The 18,055-nt window shown below is 67.4% G+C and carries 18 protein-coding genes; 10 read left to right on the top strand and 8 right to left on the bottom strand.

Annotated elements, in window-relative coordinates; translation table 11 throughout:
- Positions 1–9 precede the first annotated feature (9 nt).
- Both ACVWYS_RS09555 and ACVWYS_RS09560 read left to right on the top strand, forming a co-directional pair.
- Positions 10–1,137: an XdhC family protein gene (locus ACVWYS_RS09555; protein WP_456509638.1), complete on the top strand. Its 1,128-nt coding sequence runs from the start codon at positions 10–12 to the stop codon at positions 1,135–1,137.
- Complete coding sequence (locus tag ACVWYS_RS09560; RefSeq protein ID WP_456509639.1) at positions 1,134–1,907, top strand: DUF5134 domain-containing protein; 774 nt, start codon at positions 1,134–1,136, stop codon at positions 1,905–1,907. Before ACVWYS_RS09555 ends, ACVWYS_RS09560 begins: the two co-directional genes overlap by 4 nt.
- Positions 1,908–1,953: 46 nt before the next feature.
- Here the strand turns inward: ACVWYS_RS09560 and ACVWYS_RS09565 are convergent, their stop codons facing one another.
- The gene (locus ACVWYS_RS09565; protein WP_456506572.1) at positions 1,954–2,502 is read right to left on the bottom strand and encodes an NAD(P)H-dependent oxidoreductase; all 549 of its coding nucleotides are present in this window, start codon (positions 2,500–2,502) and stop codon (positions 1,954–1,956) included.
- 387 nt (positions 2,503–2,889) lie between these two features.
- Between ACVWYS_RS09565 and ACVWYS_RS09570 the strand changes: the two genes are divergently transcribed.
- Entirely contained in the window at positions 2,890–3,510 is a 621-nt protein-coding gene (locus ACVWYS_RS09570; protein ID WP_116765787.1) for an L-threonylcarbamoyladenylate synthase, read from the top strand.
- 60 nt (positions 3,511–3,570) lie between these two features.
- Here the strand turns inward: ACVWYS_RS09570 and ACVWYS_RS09575 are convergent, their stop codons facing one another.
- From ACVWYS_RS09575 to ACVWYS_RS09585, 3 genes are all read right to left on the bottom strand, one after another.
- Entirely contained in the window at positions 3,571–3,834 is a 264-nt protein-coding gene (locus ACVWYS_RS09575; RefSeq protein ID WP_091248003.1) for a hypothetical protein, read from the bottom strand.
- 186 nt (positions 3,835–4,020) lie between these two features.
- Positions 4,021–4,863: an AfsR/SARP family transcriptional regulator gene (locus tag ACVWYS_RS09580; protein WP_116765917.1), complete on the bottom strand. Its 843-nt coding sequence runs from the start codon at positions 4,861–4,863 to the stop codon at positions 4,021–4,023.
- A 465-nt stretch (positions 4,864–5,328) separates the two neighbouring features.
- Positions 5,329–6,276 carry a S1C family serine protease gene (locus ACVWYS_RS09585; protein ID WP_344368089.1) on the bottom strand — a complete coding sequence of 316 codons (948 nt, stop codon included), beginning with the start codon at positions 6,274–6,276 and terminating at the stop codon, positions 5,329–5,331.
- Between the two features lie 151 nt (positions 6,277–6,427).
- Here ACVWYS_RS09585 and ACVWYS_RS09590 point away from each other — a divergent pair, with 151 nt between their 5' ends.
- A complete protein-coding gene (locus ACVWYS_RS09590; RefSeq protein ID WP_456509640.1) occupies positions 6,428–7,033 on the top strand; it encodes an HtaA domain-containing protein in 606 nt (201 codons plus the stop codon).
- Between the two features lie 37 nt (positions 7,034–7,070).
- On the opposite strand, the gene ACVWYS_RS09595 is transcribed toward ACVWYS_RS09590, so the two are convergent.
- The gene (locus ACVWYS_RS09595) at positions 7,071–7,820 is read right to left on the bottom strand and encodes an ABC transporter permease (RefSeq protein ID WP_344367798.1); all 750 of its coding nucleotides are present in this window, start codon (positions 7,818–7,820) and stop codon (positions 7,071–7,073) included.
- Positions 7,821–7,981: 161 nt separating this feature from the next.
- On the opposite strand from ACVWYS_RS09595, the gene ACVWYS_RS09600 reads away from it, so the two are divergent.
- Positions 7,982–9,895 (top strand): amylosucrase, encoded by a 1,914-nt coding sequence (locus ACVWYS_RS09600; protein WP_456509641.1) that lies wholly within the window; start codon positions 7,982–7,984, stop codon positions 9,893–9,895.
- 268 nt (positions 9,896–10,163) lie between these two features.
- Positions 10,164–11,657 carry a sensor histidine kinase gene (locus ACVWYS_RS09605; protein WP_456509642.1) on the top strand — a complete coding sequence of 498 codons (1,494 nt, stop codon included), beginning with the start codon at positions 10,164–10,166 and terminating at the stop codon, positions 11,655–11,657.
- Here the strand turns inward: ACVWYS_RS09605 and ACVWYS_RS09610 are convergent.
- On the bottom strand, positions 11,602–12,315 hold the full coding sequence (locus ACVWYS_RS09610) for a response regulator transcription factor (protein ID WP_456506576.1): 714 nt from the start codon (positions 12,313–12,315) through the stop codon (positions 11,602–11,604). The two genes, ACVWYS_RS09605 and ACVWYS_RS09610, sit on opposite strands and share 56 nt — an antisense overlap.
- 114 nt (positions 12,316–12,429) lie before the next feature.
- Positions 12,430–12,675, bottom strand: coding sequence for a hypothetical protein (locus ACVWYS_RS09615; protein ID WP_116765793.1), 246 nt, complete (start codon positions 12,673–12,675; stop codon positions 12,430–12,432).
- 284 nt (positions 12,676–12,959) lie between these two features.
- Here ACVWYS_RS09615 and ACVWYS_RS09620 point away from each other — a divergent pair, with 284 nt between their 5' ends.
- Together ACVWYS_RS09620 and ACVWYS_RS09625 are read left to right on the top strand one after the other, a co-directional pair.
- A complete protein-coding gene (locus ACVWYS_RS09620) occupies positions 12,960–13,262 on the top strand; it encodes a DUF4193 domain-containing protein (RefSeq protein WP_091248015.1) in 303 nt (100 codons plus the stop codon).
- Between the two features lie 169 nt (positions 13,263–13,431).
- Entirely contained in the window at positions 13,432–15,750 is a 2,319-nt protein-coding gene (locus ACVWYS_RS09625; protein ID WP_456509643.1) for a putative bifunctional diguanylate cyclase/phosphodiesterase, read from the top strand.
- A 13-nt stretch (positions 15,751–15,763) separates the two neighbouring features.
- Here the strand turns inward: ACVWYS_RS09625 and ACVWYS_RS09630 are convergent, their stop codons facing one another.
- On the bottom strand, positions 15,764–16,711 hold the full coding sequence (locus tag ACVWYS_RS09630) for a cation diffusion facilitator family transporter (RefSeq protein WP_344367803.1): 948 nt from the start codon (positions 16,709–16,711) through the stop codon (positions 15,764–15,766).
- A 239-nt stretch (positions 16,712–16,950) separates the two neighbouring features.
- Here ACVWYS_RS09630 and ACVWYS_RS09635 point away from each other — a divergent pair, with 239 nt between their 5' ends.
- Positions 16,951–17,349 carry a cupredoxin domain-containing protein gene (locus ACVWYS_RS09635; RefSeq protein ID WP_456509644.1) on the top strand — a complete coding sequence of 133 codons (399 nt, stop codon included), beginning with the start codon at positions 16,951–16,953 and terminating at the stop codon, positions 17,347–17,349.
- Between the two features lie 47 nt (positions 17,350–17,396).
- Positions 17,397–17,807 (top strand): hypothetical protein, encoded by a 411-nt coding sequence (locus tag ACVWYS_RS09640; RefSeq protein ID WP_344367805.1) that lies wholly within the window; start codon positions 17,397–17,399, stop codon positions 17,805–17,807.
- Positions 17,808–18,055: the final 248 nt, after the last annotated feature.

The following is an 18,055-nucleotide window of genomic DNA, read 5'->3' on the forward strand; positions in this document are numbered from 1 at the left end:
GGAGGGCCGATGCGCGATGTCCTGGCGGCCATGTTGCCCGACTGGCTGAGCGGCGCCACCTCGGGCCTGGCCACCGTCGTGAGCACGTTCAAGTCAGCACCCAGGCTCCCGGGGGCGGCGATGCTGGTAACGGCCGGCGGCGACGCCGTGGGCTCCGTCTCCGGCGGCTGCGTCGAGGGGGCCGTCTACGAGCTGGCCAGCCAGGTGAAGGACGACGGCGAGCCTGCCCTGGTGCGCTACGGGATCAGCGACGACGATGCCTACGCGGTGGGCCTGACCTGCGGCGGGATCATCGACATCTTTGTCGAACCTGTTTCCCGGCACCGCTTCCCCGAACTCAACGAAGTGGCACAGGACATCGCCGCCGGGCGCCGGGTAGGGGTCGCCACGGTCATCGAACACCCCGATGCCACGCGGGTGGGACGGCACCTGATCGTCCGGCCGGGAGGGTGTGAAGGTGATCTGGGTTCGGAGCGAACCAACCACGCCGTGGGCGACGACACCCAGGGCCTCCTCGCCGCCGGGCGCACAGGCATCCTGAACTACGGCGTCGACGGCGAACGGCTGGACACCGGTATGCGTGTCTTCTTCGCCAGCTATGCTCCACCGCCTCGCATGATCGTCTTTGGCGCGATCGACTTCGCCGCCGCGCTGGCCCGCCTGGGCGCCTTCCTGGGCTACCGGGTGACGGTGTGCGATGCCCGGCCGGTCTTTGCCACGCCGGCGAGATTTCCCGACGCCGCCGAGGTGGTCAATGCGTGGCCGCACCGCTATCTGAGCGACCAGTTCGCCCAAGGCCTGCTGGATGCCAGGACCGTGCTGTGCGTCCTCACCCACGACCCAAAGTTCGACATCCCCGTCCTTGAGGTGGCCCTGCGCAGCAGCCCCGTGGCGTTTATCGGCGCCATGGGCTCCCGCCGCACTCATGAGGACAGGTTGGCACGGCTGCGGGAGGCGGGACTGGGCGACGACGAGCTATCCAGGCTCCACAGCCCGGTGGGCCTTGATCTGGGCGCCCGCACGCCCGAGGAAACGGCCGTGTCCATTGCCGCGGAGTTCATCGCCCTGCAGTGGAACGGCAGCGGGGAGCCATTGCGGCATCTTGGCGAACGGATTCATCACGACGAGCAGTCGTGACCGCCGACGTGACTGCGGACGAGGCCGTGCGCTGGACAATGGCGGTACTTCTCCTGGCGGCAACGCTGTACTCGGCCTGCCGGGCCGTGGCCGCTTCCGGAGCGGCAGGTCGGGTCGGGTTGGCGCTGCATTCCCTCATGATGGCGGCGATGGCGCTGATGTTCCTGCCGCGCGGGCAGTGGCCCCTCCTGCCGCAGGTTCTCCTATTTGTTCTGGGCTCCTGGTGGTTCGTAGTGCAGGCCGTCTCGTACCGGACGCCCCCACGGGACGGCCCGCCGGTCCGTGGCCGGGCCGTTGCCGGCAAGCACGTTGGTGACCGGCCAGTTGCTGGCCGGGCGAAGCCCCTCTACGATGCTGCGGCCATGGCCGCGATGGCCTTCATGCTGGCCGCCGGCGACCTCGGGGCCGTCCCTCAGTCCGAAGCGGGCCCGCCGGCACCGTTTCCCGTGGCCCCGGCACACCACGGCGCTGCGGCGGCCGGGCCGCTGACGGCACGGCTCCCCGGGTGGGGCGATCAGCTATCCCTGGTGCCGGCTGTGACTTTTGGCTTGGCCGTATTCTTTGGGCTCGCCACCGTGGCGTGGACCTTTCGGCTGCTCCTCCAGCTCTGGCCGCGAACCGGTGGCACGTCCGTGGCCGCGGCCCTGTGCAGCCGCGGCGGCGCGCTGCGGGGTGCTCGTTGTCCCCGGTTCCGGAACGTCGCCGACACGGCCGTGGAAATCGTGGCCGCCGGGGCGCTTGCGCTCATGCTCGCCGCCTTGGCCGCCTGAGGGGCGGCCCGCACCTCGCCGCTGTATGGCTTGGGCCTGTGGCTGGTCAGCGACCGGTGGCTGCCGCCACTGGAGCCAGTAGTTCGCGGTACCGGTCAGCGTGCCGCTGAAGCTCATCGGCATCCACGCGGGGCGCTGAGTGCAGGATGAGCGGCTGGGCCATGTCCAGTCCGCAGAGGTGCGCAGTGGCGTCAAGAGGGCGCAGGAGCTCATCCATCGTGAAGCGGTTGTGCCCTGCCGGAGCATAGGACGCTTCCGGGCCGCCGGTCGAAAGCACCAGCTGGAGCCGCTTTCCGCGGAGGGCGTCGCCTCCTGCCCCGTAGGCGAAGCCGTACGTGAGCACCTGATCCATCCACTCCTTCAGAACCCCGGGCACGGAGTACCAGTGCCACGGGAATTGCCAGACGATGGTGTCGTGCCCGCGCAGCAGGTCCTGCTCGCGGACAGCATCGATCCGGCGGTCCGGGTATGTGGCACAAAGATCATGGACGGTCACGTTGTCCATGTCCATGATGGCTCTGGTGAGGTGCGCGGTGATCCGCGAGCTTTCAAGGTCAGGGTGGGCAACAAGGACGAGCGTGCGCTGGGGCGTCATGGAAATTTTCTTCTACTTTCAGGTCTTGCCGGAGACCAGACATCACTCGCGCCGGGTCCTTCGAAGCTGATTCCGGTCCCGATGGTAGACAGAACTGTCTAGGGGGCGATGAGAACTTATCAGACAGCCCTGTCTACGGACAAACTCCACCCGCCCCGGTAAGCACGACGGCAGACCCACCGAAGCGCTGCCCCGGCCGGCGGAAAGCCTCCCGCAGACGTAGCACCGGTTTCCGCTACGACAAGGGGCAGCCGCTACGCGGATCCACGCAGCGGGCGCCCGAAATCGGTGCGGAAAACCGAAACTTCACGACGGCGGGGGCGGCCGGACACGCGTATCGGACCGTTGCGTCAGCACCCAGGCCGCCGTCGGGCGTAAGCTCGACCCATGGCGAGATACTTCGATGTGCACCCCGACAACCCCCAGGCGCGCTCCATCAGCCAGGCGGTGGAAATCCTGCGCTCCGGCGGCCTGATCGCCTATCCCACCGATTCCTGCTATGCCCTGGGCGCCCAACTGGGTAACCGGGAAGCCCTGGACCGGATCAGGAACATCCGCCACCTCGATAACAAACACCACTTCACCTTGGTCTGCAAGGACTTCGCGCAGTTGGGCCAGTTTGTCCAGATCGACAACGACGTCTTCCGCAGTATCAAGGCCGTCACGCCAGGCAGCTACACGTTCATCCTCCCCGCCACCCGGGAGGTCCCCAAACGCCTGTTGCACCCGAAGAAGAAGACGGTCGGCGTGCGCATCCCCGACCACCCCGTGGTCCAGGCACTGCTGGCCGAGCTCGGCGAGCCGCTGCTGTCCAGCACGCTGCTGCTCCCGGATGAGGACGAGCCGCTGACGCAGGGGTGGGAGATTAAGGAGCGGCTGGATCACGTCGTAGACGCCGTGATCGATTCCGGCGACTGCGGGGCCGAGCCGACCACGGTCATCGACTTCTCAAGTGGTGTCGCCGAAGTCGTCCGCCGCGGCATGGGCGACGCTTCCCGCTTCGAGTAGGGAGCGGCGCCGGCCGCGCTACCGCTGTACGGTCGGGGCCGTGTTGCCGGGGAGTGCCGGCTAGGCGGATTCCGCCTCGCGTGCCTGCCGGTTCCGCAGCCAACGGCGGACGAGATCGACGGCGGCGACGAGCCCCGCGAGGGGCGACAGTACCGCTGCGGCGTAGACGAACAGCAGCCAGGTCAGGGTGGTCACCGGAGACTGGCGGGTACTTAGGAGGGACAGTCCGCCGAAAAGGCCAAGGACCCAGAACAGGATGACCCCGGACAGCACTGCCGCAGCGGGGAAGTACTCGTTCGTGACGACGTTCTTCAAGGTTTCCATGGGCCCTCCTCACACCCGGCGGTCGGACTGCCCGCCAGGGACCTTCCCAGTATGACGCCCGGCACGGCCGGATTTCTCGAGAATCACGGCCACGTGACCAAGCTAACGCCCCGCCCCGGTTGCGGCGGCCGCGGGTGCGCAAAATATGGCGCGTCCGGGCGCCCCGGGGCGTCCCTCGTCAAGGAGTTAGACCGCGGCCCGGACGCGCTGGAGAAAGGAATCGAGCACCCGTCCGGCGTTCTCATGCATGCGCCGCGACTCCGCCGGCGGCAGTTGCCGGCCCTTGGGCCCGTTCAGCCGCTCGCCCAGAAAAAGCAGGGCCGCCAGTACCTCCGAGAGCTCGGAGTTGCTTTCGGCGCGCTGCCGCAGGAGCCTCAGATGAGCCTCCTGCAACGCAGGGCCCGGCGCGCAGCCGAGGTCGCGGTCGAAGAGGCGGCGGCAGCGGTCGTACGCCGCGAGTCCTTCGGCGGGCAGGCCGGCCTGCTCATAGGACGTCACCAGCACCGTCCAGGCCCGTTCGTTGAGCGGCTCGGCACGGATGGCCGCCTGGACCAGGTTCACGGCGTCGTCCGGCTTGTCCAGCGAGGCGGCCGTTTCTGCGGCAAAGATTTGCAGCGCGACTTTTTCTGCCGCATGGCGGCTGCGCGCCTCCTCTGCCCAATCGGAGGCAAGTTCGAACCCCAGCAGGGGCTCGGCACAAATGTCGAGGGCCTCGAGCAGCAGCGGATACGCCTCGTCAGGAGGCAGCTCTCCGGCGTCGCGGACCAGTCCACGGAACCGGAACAGGTCCAGATCCACCAGTGTGGGATCCAGGACGTAGCCGCTGTTGGCGGTGCGGAGCGGACCGGTCTTGGTCTGGCCGGGCTGGATGGCACGCCGTATGCCGCTGATGTAGCTCTCCAGTGTGGCCACGGAACCGTCGCTGGCTGCCGCGCCCCAGAGAAGATCGATCAGGCGGGTTTTAGACACGGGCGTTCCGAGGTTCAGGAGGAGGATTTCCAGTATGTGGCGGGGCTTGCAGCCCCCCATGTCGGCGGCCGTGAGCGCTACGCCGTCACGGCGTACTTCGAATGATCCGAACAATCGGACCGAAATGGAGGGTGTTGGTCCCGTTAGGCTTTCCACGATGCTCTCCGATTTCCCCAGATAAAACGAACTCAATCGTCTGCGAAGAGCCGGATCAACATCGAGACCAGGCCGTACTGAGACTCTGTTCCCTCCGGCTTTCCAATGTCACCGTGACACGCCTGGCTGGGCGCAACAAGGCATGCCGCTACCCGATCTTTCGGCCGAAGAAAGACGCGTACAGGCATCAGTACCGCCAAGTAAGGCCGCGCGATGGCAGGCAGGTGTTTCCGGCGCAAAACAAGTAATTCCGCGGGCCTCCGTCGAACGCAGGCAAGTAGTTCGCGGGACGCCTCAGTGGGGCAGAATTTCGGCTCGAGCCGGCTCATTCCGTCGTGAAATGCCACCCGATCAGGGCAGCATTATTCCCTATTGGTTCTCGGTCATCTCGGCGGGTACGGCAACCACACGCAGCTCAGTGCCGTCGCGAAGCACCGCAAGATCCAGCGGCTCGCCGATTGCCTCGGCAAAGAGCAGTTTCTGTAGGCTCTCAGCGTTGGACACAGACACCTGGCCGACCTTCAGGAGGATGTCGCCGGCGCGGAGTCCGGCGCGTTCGGCGGGCGAGCCGGGAAGGACTTCCACCACGAGCAAACCCTGTCTGCGGCCTGTCCGGACGACGGCGCTTGGCTGCAGCTGGACCGGCGTGTTCACCAGGCCAAGATAGGCCCGGCGGACACGGCCGTCCTTGAGCAGCGACGCGATGATCCGACGGGACGTGGCGTTGATGGGAACAGCCAGGCCCAGGCCTACTCCGGCGACGGCCGTGTTGATTCCGACGATCCGCCCGCGGGCGTCGGCCAGCGCCCCTCCGGAGCTGCCGGGGTTGAGGGCCGCATCGGTCTGGATGACGTCCTCGATTACGCGCCGGTTCCGTCCGGACCAGACGGGGATGGACCGGCCAAGCCCGCTGACCACCCCGGCCGTGACCGACCCCGAAAGTCCGAGCGGATTGCCCACGGCGATCACGAGTTGCCCGACCCGGAGCGATTCGGCGTCGCCCATGTCGGCCGGCGCCGCCGTGGGCGCCCGGCCGTGGACCACGGCGAGATCGGATAGCGGGTCGGCACCGACCACCTCGACGGCGGTGCTCGTGCCGTCGGCAAAGACTGCGTGTCCGGATGCGGCGCCGCCCACCACATGGGCGTTGGTGAGAAGGTACCCGTCCGAGGTGAACAGGACGGCGGAACCGGCGCCGCCCGTGCGCCTGCCGGCGCGCCCGGTGCCGGTCATTTCGAGCGCTGCGACAAGCGGCGTGACGGCCGCGGCGACGCGGATGACCGTTGCGGAATAGGAATCCAGCGGGTCCGCGGACATCTCGGATCCGAACGCCCCGGGTCCGGACGCTTCAGGTCCGGGCACCCTGCTCACGGCTGCGGCCATCGTGCACCTCCTGCTCACCGGTACTCATCCAAGTCAACCACCGCGGCCCGGGGAGTAGTCCTGAGGTGGCTACGCCGTCAGAGAAATGCGGCGAATCCGGGCCCGTTGGCGGTGCAACAGTTCAGCCGGGCGCCGATCCACGGCTAGGCTCGGACGTAGATCCGCCCGACAGCCCAGGAGAACCTACGTGATACCAGCGTCCGCTTCCCCCGCTTCGCTGCCCTTGCCGGGTCTGACCTGGGGCATCAAGCGCAGCTTTATGGATTACATCTCGGGGCTCCCTGACGGAGCCGTTTCCGCGGCGGACGGCGCCACCGTGACCGCGTCCGGAGAGTTCTGTTTCGCACCGGACGGCGCCGAGTACGATCCCGCCAGCGGCACGGGTGTGCTGCGGTTCCGCGGCGACGTCCGCGTCGCCGGCCACCACGGGATGATGTTTGTCCGGCTGCTGGATCCCTGGGTCGAATTCGCGGCCGGGCACGGGGTCCTTTCCATCAGCACCGGCGACGGCGGCGGGCAGGAGCGCACCGATGTCGGTACCCTGCGCACCGCTGCGCCCCGCAACATGGAGGGATTTCTGGTCTGGGAGCGCGTCGACGTCGCCATCTCCCAGTCGGGCTCGGAACTGTTCGACGGCCAGTACGCCGACGGCCAGGCCATGGACCCGCTGGTCATCCGGGTGCCGGCCTAACCACAACGCCCCTGCGCGGGCTTCAGCGGGGCATGCTTCAGCGGGGCCGGGCGGGCCGCACCCTCACAGGCGCAAGGACACGGATGAGGGCGACGGCGGTAATGGACCCTGCGGCCATGATCGAGGCGAGCACGACGATCTGGAAGCGGCCCGCTTCCAAGGGTGACAGTCCCCCGAAGATCGCGCCGACGAAAGCCCCCGGGAGCGTGACCAGGCCGGTCGTCTTCGTCTGGTCGGTCGATGGGATGAGTGCCGAATAGACCGCACGCCGGGCCAGTTCCAGCGTCGATTGGCGCCGCGTCGCGCCCAACGCCAGCCAGGCTTCGACTTCATCCCAGCGCTCGTTCACTGCCTCGGCGAAATGCCGGCCCGCCAGTGTGGCAATCGTCATCGCGTTGCCGATCACGATCCCTCCGATGGCCAGGGCATACCGGGGCGTGAAGGCGATCGCGCCCGTGCCGAAATCGATTGCCAGGGTCACCAGGATGCCGGCGGCCATCGCGCCGCCGACGACGCCCAGCCGGCTCCAGGACCAGCCGAGGCGCCGTGCGGCCGTCACCGCTGCCACCGTAAACATCACGAGAAGCGCAGCGCCGACCCACACGGGACTGGTGATGATTCCACCGAGTATCAGGCTGATGACGGCCAGCTGAGCGGCTCCACGGAGGATGGCCAGCGCGGGCGCGGCGCTGTGCGGGATCCGGGCAGCCGCCAGCAGCCCGACAGTGACCACCATCAGGAGCCCGACGCACAGCAACGTCGGCAGGAGGGCGGCGGGCTCGGTCATCTGGCCAGCCTATAGACCCAGCCCGTGGCGGCCACCTCCGCAGGGGTCGCACGAGCGTGCCGAAACACGGCCCCTGTGTTTGGGCACCGGTCCGTCCGTCTGCAAGGATGTGACATGTCGTGGCGCCGCCGAGGGCCGCAGTTCGTCGAAGGAGACCCTCCATGGTTGAACCGGCCGTTTTGGATCACGAGGCGCGCCAGCATGTGCTCAGCGTCCTGGCCTCGGACCCGGGAGTCGCCTGGGAGGACCCGGACCGGGCCGTCTTCGAAGAACGCTTCGACCGCCATTTCCCGGTACTGCTCCGGCTCTTCCAGGATCTCTACGGCGCACGGCCCGATTGGCTGGACCAGCTCACGGAGCTCGTGCTGCAGTCCGCCCGGTCGTGGGCCGGGAGGCCGGCCGATCTCAAGGCCCTCGACGCTGAACGAGAGCACAACAGCGGCTGGTTCCAGGCCAACACCATGCTCGGCGGCGTCTGCTATGTCGACCGGTACGCCGAGGACCTGGAGGGCGTCCGCGCCCGGATCCCCTACTTCAAGGAACTCGGCCTCACCTATCTGCACCTCATGCCGCTGTTCCAGGCACCCGAACCGCATTCCGACGGCGGCTACGCCGTCTCCAGTTACCGGCAGGTCAACCGCAAGCTGGGCACCATGCAGCAGCTGCGCGACCTCGCCGCCGAGCTGCGGGCCAACGGCATCAGCCTGGTGGTCGATTTCATCTTCAACCACACCTCCGACGAACACGAATGGGCCCGGAAAGCGGCCGAAGGTGAGGCGGGGTACAGCGACTTCTACTGGATCTACCCGGACCGGACAATGCCGGACGCGTTTGAGCAGAACGTGCGCGAAATCTTCCCGGACGACCACCCCGGATCTTTCATTGAAATGCCGGACGGGCGCTGGGTCTGGGCCACTTTCCACACGTTCCAATGGGATCTGAACTACGCCAACCCGGCCGTCTTCCGGGCCATGGCCGGTGAGATGCTCTTCCTGGCCAACCAGGGCGTGGATATACTCCGGATGGACGCCGTCGCCTTCATTTGGAAGCAGCTCGGCACGCCCTGCGAGAACCTGCCGGAAGCCCACACGCTGCTTCAGGCGTTCAATGCCGTGTGCCGGCTGGCCGCGCCGTCATTGCTGTTCAAATCCGAGGCGATCGTCCACCCCGATGAGGTGGCACGGTACATCGACCCCGCCGAGTGCCAACTCTCCTACAATCCCCTCCAGATGGCGCTGATCTGGGAGTCACTGGCCACCCGCGACGTGTCGCTGCTTTCGCAGGCTCTGGACCGGCGGCACAACCTCCCGGCCGGCACGTCCTGGGTGAACTATGTCCGCAGCCACGACGACATCGGCTGGACGTTCGCGGATGAAGACGCAGCTGAACTCGGCATCAACGGCTTCGACCACCGGCGCTTCCTCAATGCCTTCTACGTCAACCGCTTTCCCGGAAGCTTCGCCCGCGGTGTGCCGTTCCAGGACAACCCCCGCACCGGCGACTGCCGGATTTCCGGCACGACGGCGTCCCTGTGCGGGCTTGAGGACGGAACAGTGGCTGCGGTCGAGCGGATCCTGCTGGCCCATTCGGTAGCTTTCAGCACCGGCGGGATCCCGCTGCTCTATCTCGGCGACGAGGTCGGCCAGCTCAATGACTACCAGTATGACCTCGAGGCAGGGCATGGAGCGGACAGCCGGTGGGTGCACCGGCCGCACTACCCGGCTGCGGACTACGCGCTGCGCGCGGACCCGGAAACTCCGGCCGGGGCGGTCTACGCGGGGCTGCGCCGGATGGTTTCCGCGCGGTCCGCGACGCCGGAACTCGCCGGCACCCGGCTGATCGGGTTCGCCACGAACAATCCGGGCGTCCTGGGGTACCAGCGCCCCGGAGCCGAAACACTGATTCTGGTGCTGGCCAACTTCAGCGACGGGCCGCAGGAGGTGTCAGCGGTGACGCTGTCCGGCTTCACGGGGGACGCCGTCGACGTCCTGACCGGCGCCAAGGTGCGCATCGACACCGGAATCGTCCTGGACCCGCGGCAATTTGTCTGGCTCCGCGTGGCTGCCAGGTCGTGAGGTCCGCGCCCGCCACACATCGCTTCGCGGGTGCGACCGGTCCGGCGGGCCGCCGGCGGCGGCGCTCGTAGAAGAAACCTGGCCGGCCGCACGCTGGTTGAGGAGAGCATGCGGCCGGAATCTATGGAGGTGGCTGGTGTCCCGGGTCCTGTTCTTACTGTCCCCCATGCTGCTGAGAAGAAGCTGAGAGCGGCGCCTTGCGCGGCAATGTGGCCGGATCGCTTGTCCCCTGGTTGTCCGGAGCCGCACGGTGCCGCATTCTTGGACCATGGCACCGAGCAAGCAGGCCCCGCGCGGCACCTCCGGACCGGACGCGAGCCGTCGGGGCGCGACACGCTGGGGCGTACGAAAGCGATCGACGGCGGCCGCCGTCGGCGTTGTGGCCTTGGCACTTTTGCTCGGCGGCCTCGTCCTGCTGGTGTTGCTAAACACATCCCTGAGCAGGGCCACCGAGGCCACAGCACGGCAGAAGGCGATGGACGTGATCGCCGAAATGGCGGATCAAGACATCGAGGACGCCAGGACCTATATCGTGGGTACCTCACATGCGGGCCAGTTCGTCCAGTTGCTTGACGCTGCCGGGATCGTCGTGGCCGCCTCGGACCCCGTGGTCGCCAGCATCCCGCTGTCTGCCCAGCGGCCCGGACCGGGCCAGATCATGATCCAGGACGTCCCGGGCCTGCCCCGCATTGACGACAACGACAACTACCATATCGTCACCGTCGGGGCGGGTTCCGGTTCCGAGAAGTACGCGGTGGTCGTGGCCCAGGCGTCACAGATTCAGGCGGACACGATCTCGACGGTGGCGTGGTTCATGCTGGGAGCCACGCCGGTGCTGCTGCTCACCGTGGCAGCATCCGTGTGGCTGCTGGTGGGTCGCTCCCTTCGCCAGGTGGAACGGATCCGGGGTCAGGTGGCGCGTATCAATGCAGGGCGGCTGGACGGGCGCGTCGATGTGCCGCCGACCAACGATGAAGTCCGGGCCCTGGCATTGACCATGAACTCGATGCTGGACCGGCTGGAAGCTTCGGACACTGAACAGCGCCGGTTTGTCTCGGACGCCAGCCACGAACTGCGCAGCCCGTTGGCCACGCTCAAAGCGGGAATCGAGATCGCGGCGGCAGACCCCACCGGGGCGATGTGGCTGCACATGAAAGATGTCCTCGCCGAAGAGACGAACCGCATGAGCTTCCTCGTGGAGGACCTGCTGACGCTGGCTAAAGCAAGTGACGGCGGCCTGAAAGTGGAACAAAAGGACGTGGACCTTGACGACGTCGTGGACCAGGAGATCCGCCGGCTGCGATCGACCAGCCGCCACCAGGTTTCAGTGGACCTCGTCCCGGCACGGATCCGCGGCGACGGCCGCCGGCTGGCCCAGGTGCTGCGGAACGTCTTGGACAACGCCGATCGCCATGCCCTGTCCCGGATCGCCGTGGACCTGCACACCACCGGAGACCGGGCGGTCATCACGGTAGAGAACGACGGCGACCCCATTCCCGAGGCTGACCGGGACCGGATCTTCGAACGCTTTGTCCGGCTCGACGGCAGCCGCTCCCGGGACGGCGGGGGCAGCGGGCTGGGATTGGCCATCGCGGCGGAGATTGTGGCCGCCCATCACGGGACCATCCGTCCCGCCGACGCACCGCCGGGGCTCTGCCGTTTTGAGATTGCCCTTCCCAGCCCGGAACCTGCCGGGGAGTCAGCCCTCAGTCTCCGCGACTCCGGATGGCAGGAGACGACTCAGGGGTCGGGTCGGCTTTGAGCAGATAGCCCATGCCGCGCACGGTGGCCAGTGTGTGGAGATCGAAGGGGGCATCGATCTTGCGCCGGAGGTAGCTGACGTAGACCTCCACAACGTTGTCCGCGCCCTCGAACGCCGGGTCCCAGACGTTTTGCAGGATCTCCACCTTGGAGACGATCTGGCCGTGCCGTCGCATCAGGTACTGGAGGAGCCCGTACTCCCTGGCCGTGAGGCTGATGACGGTTTCCCCTCGGCGGACGCTGCGGTTAACAGGATCAAGCGTCAGCGTGCCCACCGTCATGACGACGGGCCGGGCCGGCGCTCCGCGGCGGATCAGCGCCCTGATCCGGGCCACCAGAACCAGGAAGCTGAATGGCTTCGTGAGATAGTCGTCCGCTCCCAGGTCAAAGGCATCGGTCTGGTCGTATTCGCCATCCTTGGCCGTGAGCATCAGGACGGGAGCCCAGACTTTGCGCTGCCGCAGTTCTTTGAGGACGTCATAGCCGTTCATCCGCGGCAGCATGAGGTCCAGGAGGATCGCATCGTACGGATTCTCGAGCGCTGCCAGGAGTCCGGAGACGCCGTCATGGGCGACGTCGACGACGAACCCTTCGTTCTTCAGCCCGCGGCGGACCGTTTCCGCAAGTGCGCGCTCATCCTCAACCATCAGAATCCGCAATCCAGGACCCCTCTCTTTGAGAGAAGTATGGACCTTCGCGGGCTGGTCTGGGTGGAGAATCCTGCGTGTCCCGGCGCACGGCCTGGGCACGCGCGCGATACGAGCCGTCGCCCGCTAAGCCGGCCGGGCCGGCCCGAACAGCCATCCTGACACGTCGCTGCGCAGAATCACGTGCGGGCCTCCGGTGGAACTGACGCTCCCGTTGGGGACGTAGTAGCCGCGCCCGGCCCCGGGACCGCCTGCCGCGCGATCGAGGGCATCGGTAAGGCGTCGGGTCAGGTGCCCGTTGGGACCGAGGGACCGCAATTCGTCGAGTTCGTCCGGCGTGAGCCGTCCAAGCACTGCAGCGATGTCGGCCATGGTAAATCCCTCCCGGCGGATGAAGCGGATGGTGCCCGTGCTGGATGGTCCCTAAGGATTCAGGCTAGGGCACGCAAATGAACGGCACATGACGCCAGTGTGACCAGTAGCGAACGAAGTGGAAGGGCCGCGGGGCAGGCTGCTTCCGCCGGGTGTCACGAGCGTCACTGCCGCGACTCCCCCTGTCCCCAGCATTCACCCGGTGTAATGCTGTACCGTTCAATCCCGGAGATCCGTCAGAGGCTCCCGATCACACACCCAGCAACGGAAATGAGTACCACCAGGTGGCAACCGATTATGACGAAGTACGCTCCGACGTTGCGGAATCTCGTAACGCTTCCCTCGAGGCTCTCCGTTCGGCGAACGCGCCCGATGCGCGGAGCGTCGTCCGCGAGCTCGACGAGGCCGATACCTCCGAGGGCGTAGAGCTCCCAGGTGCGGACTTGTCCGGCGAGGAGCTGACCGTCACGGTCATCCCGCAGAAAGAGGATGAGTTCACCTGCTATTCCTGTTTCCTCGTCCGGCACCGGTCCCAGCTCGCCAAGGAGAAGGACGGGCACGCGTACTGCGCGGACTGCCTCAGCTAACCCCCGGCGAGACGGCGCGTGACCGTGACGGTCGTCCTCCCACTGCACTTCTGTCACACGCTTCACAATAGTGTCAGGAAGCAGCCGGACATGACCCGTCGGGGCGCCTTCGGCTACGCTCCTGATTGACGATGCGGCGAGTGCCGGCACGTGGCCGGAGGCTGACCCCATGAGTGACTCCAACAGCAAGTTGGCGGACCCAACTGTTGCGTCGCCGTCGAACGCCGCTGCCACCACGCCGGGGCCTTCCGGCGGCGCTGCCGTGGCCGCCGCGGGACGCACCGGCCGTCGAAGGCGCCGCCGTCGGCCTGCCCGCACCGGGAGCCTGAAGCGCGAATGGTCCCGGGCGTTCATGCTGATGCTGCTGGCCCTGCTCGCCGGGGCCGCGGCAACCGTGGTGGGCGTGCGTGTTGTCACGGATCAGATCCAGCGGGCCGCCGCCCAGCACCGCGTCGAGTCCGAAGCGATCGCCGAGTTGCGGACCGATCTTGACGCCCACGAACAAGCCGGCCTGCAACTGTTGTCCTCGGCGCCCGTAGATACCTCGGCCTTCCTGCAGCAGCAAGAGGATATCTCCGCCCGGTTCGATGCGGCCTCGGTGATGCTGCCGGACGAACACGGCATGCGGTCCACACTCCGCGAGGCTCGCGCTTCGTGGCAGGAGGGACTGTCGGCGCACGGTCTCTGGGGCAGCCAGGTGTCCGTCCTGCACGGCAACCACGTGGCTGAGGTCCCGGCATTCGCCGCCTCCGGGACCACGGCGCGCGCGCTGCTGGCCGACATCCGTCGCGCCTCCCTGGACGCGCTCGACGACGGCGTCGCCTATGGCGCCCAGCTCCAGCAGATGGTGGTGGCCGGCCGGACGGCTCTCTTTGCGCTGGCCGCCGTCGGCGTGTTCTACTTCCGACGCCGGATGACCAAATACCTGATGCGCCCCATCGAGGGGTTGTACCAGGGGGTCCTGAAGCTGCAGGCCGGCGACTACAGCCACAGGATCACCGTTGTCCGCAATGACGAGCTGGGCCAGTTGGCGGAGGCCTTCAATTCCATGGCCGCCACGGTGCACGACAGCCACTTGGAACTGACTTTCCGGGCCACGCATGATCCCCTCACGGGGCTGGCCAACCGGGCGGTCGTCACCGAACGCCTCGCTGCCGCGTTTGGCCCGGACGTCAACAATGCGGACTCCAAGAATGCGGACGCCCGGAACGTTCACACCGACAATGCACGCACCGGGCATGGGGGCCGGCACGAGGGCCTGTTGATCATCGACGTCGACGACTTCAAGGATGTCAACGACTCACTCGGCCATGAAGGCGGCGACGCGCTGCTCATTCAGCTCGCCCAACGGTTGCGGAGCTGCGTCCGCGGCCATGACCTCGTCGCCCGGCTGGGCGGCGATGAATTCGCGATCGTCGTCCTGGACGACGCCGGCACGGCCACGGACGACGTCGCCGGACGGATCCAGGATGCCCTGCGGGAGCCGTTCTCGATCGACGAGGTCAGGCTCAAGGTAACTGTCAGCATGGGAGCCGCGCAGCGTACCGCCGCAACAGCGGATCCGGCCGAGCTGATGCGGCAGGCAGACTTCGCCATGTACATGGCCAAGCATGGCGGCAAGGGCCGCTACCAGCTCTTCGATGCACGGGGCTACGACGAAATGACCTACCGCGCCGCCCTCCGGGCCGATCTCGCCACTGCCGTGCAGGCCGGGCAGCTGCGCCTCGATTACCAGCCGGTGGTTGATCTCCGGACCGGCGGGATTGTCGGTGTGGAGGCCCTGGTCCGCTGGGAACACCCGACCCTCGGCCGGCTGTCCCCTGCGGACTTTATCCCCCTGGCGGAGGAAACCGGTGAGATCGGCCCCATCGGCTCCTGGGTGCTCGACACGGCCACCCGGCATGTCGCCGGCTGGCGCCGCTCCCCGGGCACTCCCGCAGACATCTGGGTCTCGGTGAACCTCTCCACGCTGCAGTTGTCCAGCGACAGGAACCTCGCGGCCCTCGAGCGGATCCTGTCCCAGCCCGCCGCCCAGGCCGACAAGGTCATCCTCGAGGTCACCGAATCCGCCCTGGCCACGAGCGCCGATGGCGGGGTGGGCGCCCTCAACCGGCTCAAGAGCTTCGGCGTGCGCATCGCCATCGACGACTTCGGAACCGGGTTCTCGTCGCTGAGCACCCTGGCGGTCCTGCCGGCGGACATCCTCAAGATCGACCGTTCATTCCTCTCCGGACTGCCCGGGGACGCTCCGGCGGCGGCGATGCTTGAGGGCATTCTGGAAGTGGCCCGGAAGCTGAACCTGGCCGTCATCGCCGAAGGCATCGAAGACACCGGGCAGCTCGGTCTCCTGCGCTCGCTCGGCTGCGACATGGGACAGGGCTTCCTCTTGGCCAGTCCCAGCCCGTCCCCTGTGCTTGAGGCACTGCTGACCTCGGGGTCGCCCCTGCAGCCACCGGCCGGCGCGGCAGCATCGGCGGCAGATTTCTAGCGCAGCCCTATCCTTAACCGGCGGGAAAGACCAGCGACGGTTCGTCCGCGGTAGCGAGTGTCAGAACCGCTTCCTCGACTGTTTCGTGGTCCTCGAGTTCGCGTTCAACCCGGCGCAGGGCCACGGCAACATCGTGTTCCCGCTGGTCCCCCTGCATGTCCACTGCCGCCACAACGTAGAGCTTACGCGGGCCAACGAACTCGAGGTGCAGGTAGGTGATGCGCTCGATCTCCGGGTGTGCAAGGAGCCGCCGGGCCATGCTGTCCTCAATATCGCTGGTCACTGCCTGGCCCACGAGGAAGCGCCGGTTGCGGTCGATGAGCACGACGGCGACTGCCGCCAGCAGGATGCCCACCAGAATGGACCCCACGGCATCCGGCACCGCAGACCCGGTGACCTGGTGCAGGAACATCCCGGCGAAGGCGATGAGCAGGCCGACCAGCGCGGCCGAGTCCTCGGCAAAGACGGCACGCAGGGTGGGATCGGAGCTCTTCAGGACCTGTTCCAGGGTATTCCGGTCCAGCTCGCGCGCGGCCTTCCGGCTCTGCCGGAACGCCTGGGTGAAGGACACGCCCTCGAGGACAAAGGCGACCGCCAGGACCGCATAGGCGATCGCGTAGTCGCCGGCCGGCTCCGGTGTGAAGAGCTGCTGGATGCCGTGCATCACCGACACGACGGCCCCGGCCGTAAACAGGCCGAAAGCGGCGATCATGGACCACACGTAGGCCTCACGGCCGTAGCCCATGGGGTGAGACCTGTCCCTCTTCCTTGCGGCCTTCCGTTCTGCGATGAGCAGGAAGACCTGGTTGCCGGTGTCGGCCCAGGAGTGGGCTGCCTCGGCGGTCATGGACGCTGAACCGGAGATGAGCGCGGCCGCGGTCTTGGCTGCCGCAACAAGGATGTTCACGGCAAAGGCAATGAGCACCGTCAACGAAACCGGCCCGGACTTCTTACGCTTCACGCGATCGTGCCTCCTGCGGCGGTTGGAATGCATGCAGTCCCTACGCTATCCCGCCGGCCGGACCCCGGGCAGCATGCCGCGGAGCAGCACGCCGCGGGCGGTGGCGCCCCGGGCACTCCGGCGGCGGTGGCCCGGGTCCATTCGGCAACAATTCATCCGGGCAGGTTCCATTCAGGCCCGGCAGGCGCACAATGAATTCCATACGTAGATTCGCTCATTTCCATTCGGGGTGGTGCGCCATGAAGGCTGGCCGGAAGCTGTCGTCGCTGTGGGTGGTTCTGATCCTGGTCGGAACCGGCGGGTGCGCGGGCGGAGGCGGCATGCCGGCAACGACGTCGGCGCCCGCTTCCGGTTCCAGCTCCGGAGCCAGTCCGACGGCGGCCACCGCCGCCGGCACCATCACGATCAAGGACTTCGCCTTCGGCGACCCGCTCACCGTGGCGCCCGGCGCGACGGTCGCCATCACCAATATGGATACCGCTGCGCACACTGTCACGGCCGACGAGGGCGCAGCGTTCGATACGGAGATCAAAGGCGGCGGCGGCACCGCCACCTTCACCGCTCCGACGAAGCCCGGGTCCTACCCCTATCACTGCACTTTCCATCCGGGCATGCACGGGGTGTTGATCGTCAAATGAGCGCCCAAAGCCACCCCGGGCAGTCTGTGGGCGTCCACCGAACCGGCATGACGTTGCGTATCCTCACGGCCGGTGCCTTGTTCATCGACGCCGGCGTCCACATCCATCTGGCCCCGGGCTACCAGGCGGGAAACTCCGCGGGGATCGGCCAGGGCAACCTCTTCCTGCTGGAATCGGCCGCGGCCGTCCTGGCCGGGCTGTTCGTCCTGCTGCGCGGCAGCCGGGCCGCCTACGCCGTCGCGTTCGTCGTTTCGCTCAGTGCCTTCATCGCCGTGGTCCTGTACCGCTACGTGGACATTCCTGCCTTTGGTCCCTTCCCGGCTATGTACGATCCCGTCTGGTTTTTTGAGAAAACGGTGAGTGCGGTGGCCGAAGCCGCCGGAGCCGTCCTGGCTGCCGTCGGCTTCGCCCGGGCCGGGCGCCGGACACCCCGGCGGCCTGCCCGGTCCTCCGCCTGAACAGCGCGGGAGTAGGCGGCCGGACGTTCAGGGTTCGACACAGAGGCACGGAATCGAGGTCGAGCGAGGGGCCGGGAGCGGGCCGACCAATGCCGCCCGCGCGGGGCAACCGGAGAGCCGCCCCCGCAATTGCTAGCATGTGGGCGGGGTGGTTCAGTCTGAAATCATGTGAACAGGACGCGGCACACAAGGGCACGAAGCGCGAGGGAACAACGTCTCACCATGAGCGGCAGCCAGCAGGCACCAGC

Source organism: Arthrobacter sp. TE12231, assembly GCF_054062895.1.

What these genes read in the sequence shown, in the direction of transcription:
- ACVWYS_RS09555 (WP_456509638.1), top strand. Translation starts at nt 10, where the DNA reads ATGCGCGATGTCCTGGCGGCCATGTTGCCCGACTGGCTGAGCGGCGCC.
- ACVWYS_RS09565 (WP_456506572.1), bottom strand. Translation starts at nt 2,502, where the DNA reads ATGACGCCCCAGCGCACGCTCGTCCTTGTTGCCCACCCTGACCTTGAA.
- ACVWYS_RS09570 (WP_116765787.1), top strand. Translation starts at nt 2,890, where the DNA reads ATGGCGAGATACTTCGATGTGCACCCCGACAACCCCCAGGCGCGCTCC.
- ACVWYS_RS09575 (WP_091248003.1), bottom strand. Translation starts at nt 3,834, where the DNA reads ATGGAAACCTTGAAGAACGTCGTCACGAACGAGTACTTCCCCGCTGCG.
- ACVWYS_RS09580 (WP_116765917.1), bottom strand. Translation starts at nt 4,863, where the DNA reads ATGGGGGGCTGCAAGCCCCGCCACATACTGGAAATCCTCCTCCTGAAC.
- ACVWYS_RS09585 (WP_344368089.1), bottom strand. Translation starts at nt 6,276, where the DNA reads ATGTCCGCGGACCCGCTGGATTCCTATTCCGCAACGGTCATCCGCGTC.
- ACVWYS_RS09590 (WP_456509640.1), top strand. Translation starts at nt 6,428, where the DNA reads ATGCGGCGAATCCGGGCCCGTTGGCGGTGCAACAGTTCAGCCGGGCGC.
- ACVWYS_RS09595 (WP_344367798.1), bottom strand. Translation starts at nt 7,820, where the DNA reads ATGACCGAGCCCGCCGCCCTCCTGCCGACGTTGCTGTGCGTCGGGCTC.
- ACVWYS_RS09600 (WP_456509641.1), top strand. Translation starts at nt 7,982, where the DNA reads ATGGTTGAACCGGCCGTTTTGGATCACGAGGCGCGCCAGCATGTGCTC.
- ACVWYS_RS09605 (WP_456509642.1), top strand. Translation starts at nt 10,164, where the DNA reads ATGGCACCGAGCAAGCAGGCCCCGCGCGGCACCTCCGGACCGGACGCG.
- ACVWYS_RS09615 (WP_116765793.1), bottom strand. Translation starts at nt 12,675, where the DNA reads ATGGCCGACATCGCTGCAGTGCTTGGACGGCTCACGCCGGACGAACTC.
- ACVWYS_RS09625 (WP_456509643.1), top strand. Translation starts at nt 13,432, where the DNA reads ATGAGTGACTCCAACAGCAAGTTGGCGGACCCAACTGTTGCGTCGCCG.
- ACVWYS_RS09635 (WP_456509644.1), top strand. Translation starts at nt 16,951, where the DNA reads ATGAAGGCTGGCCGGAAGCTGTCGTCGCTGTGGGTGGTTCTGATCCTG.
- ACVWYS_RS09640 (WP_344367805.1), top strand. Translation starts at nt 17,397, where the DNA reads ATGACGTTGCGTATCCTCACGGCCGGTGCCTTGTTCATCGACGCCGGC.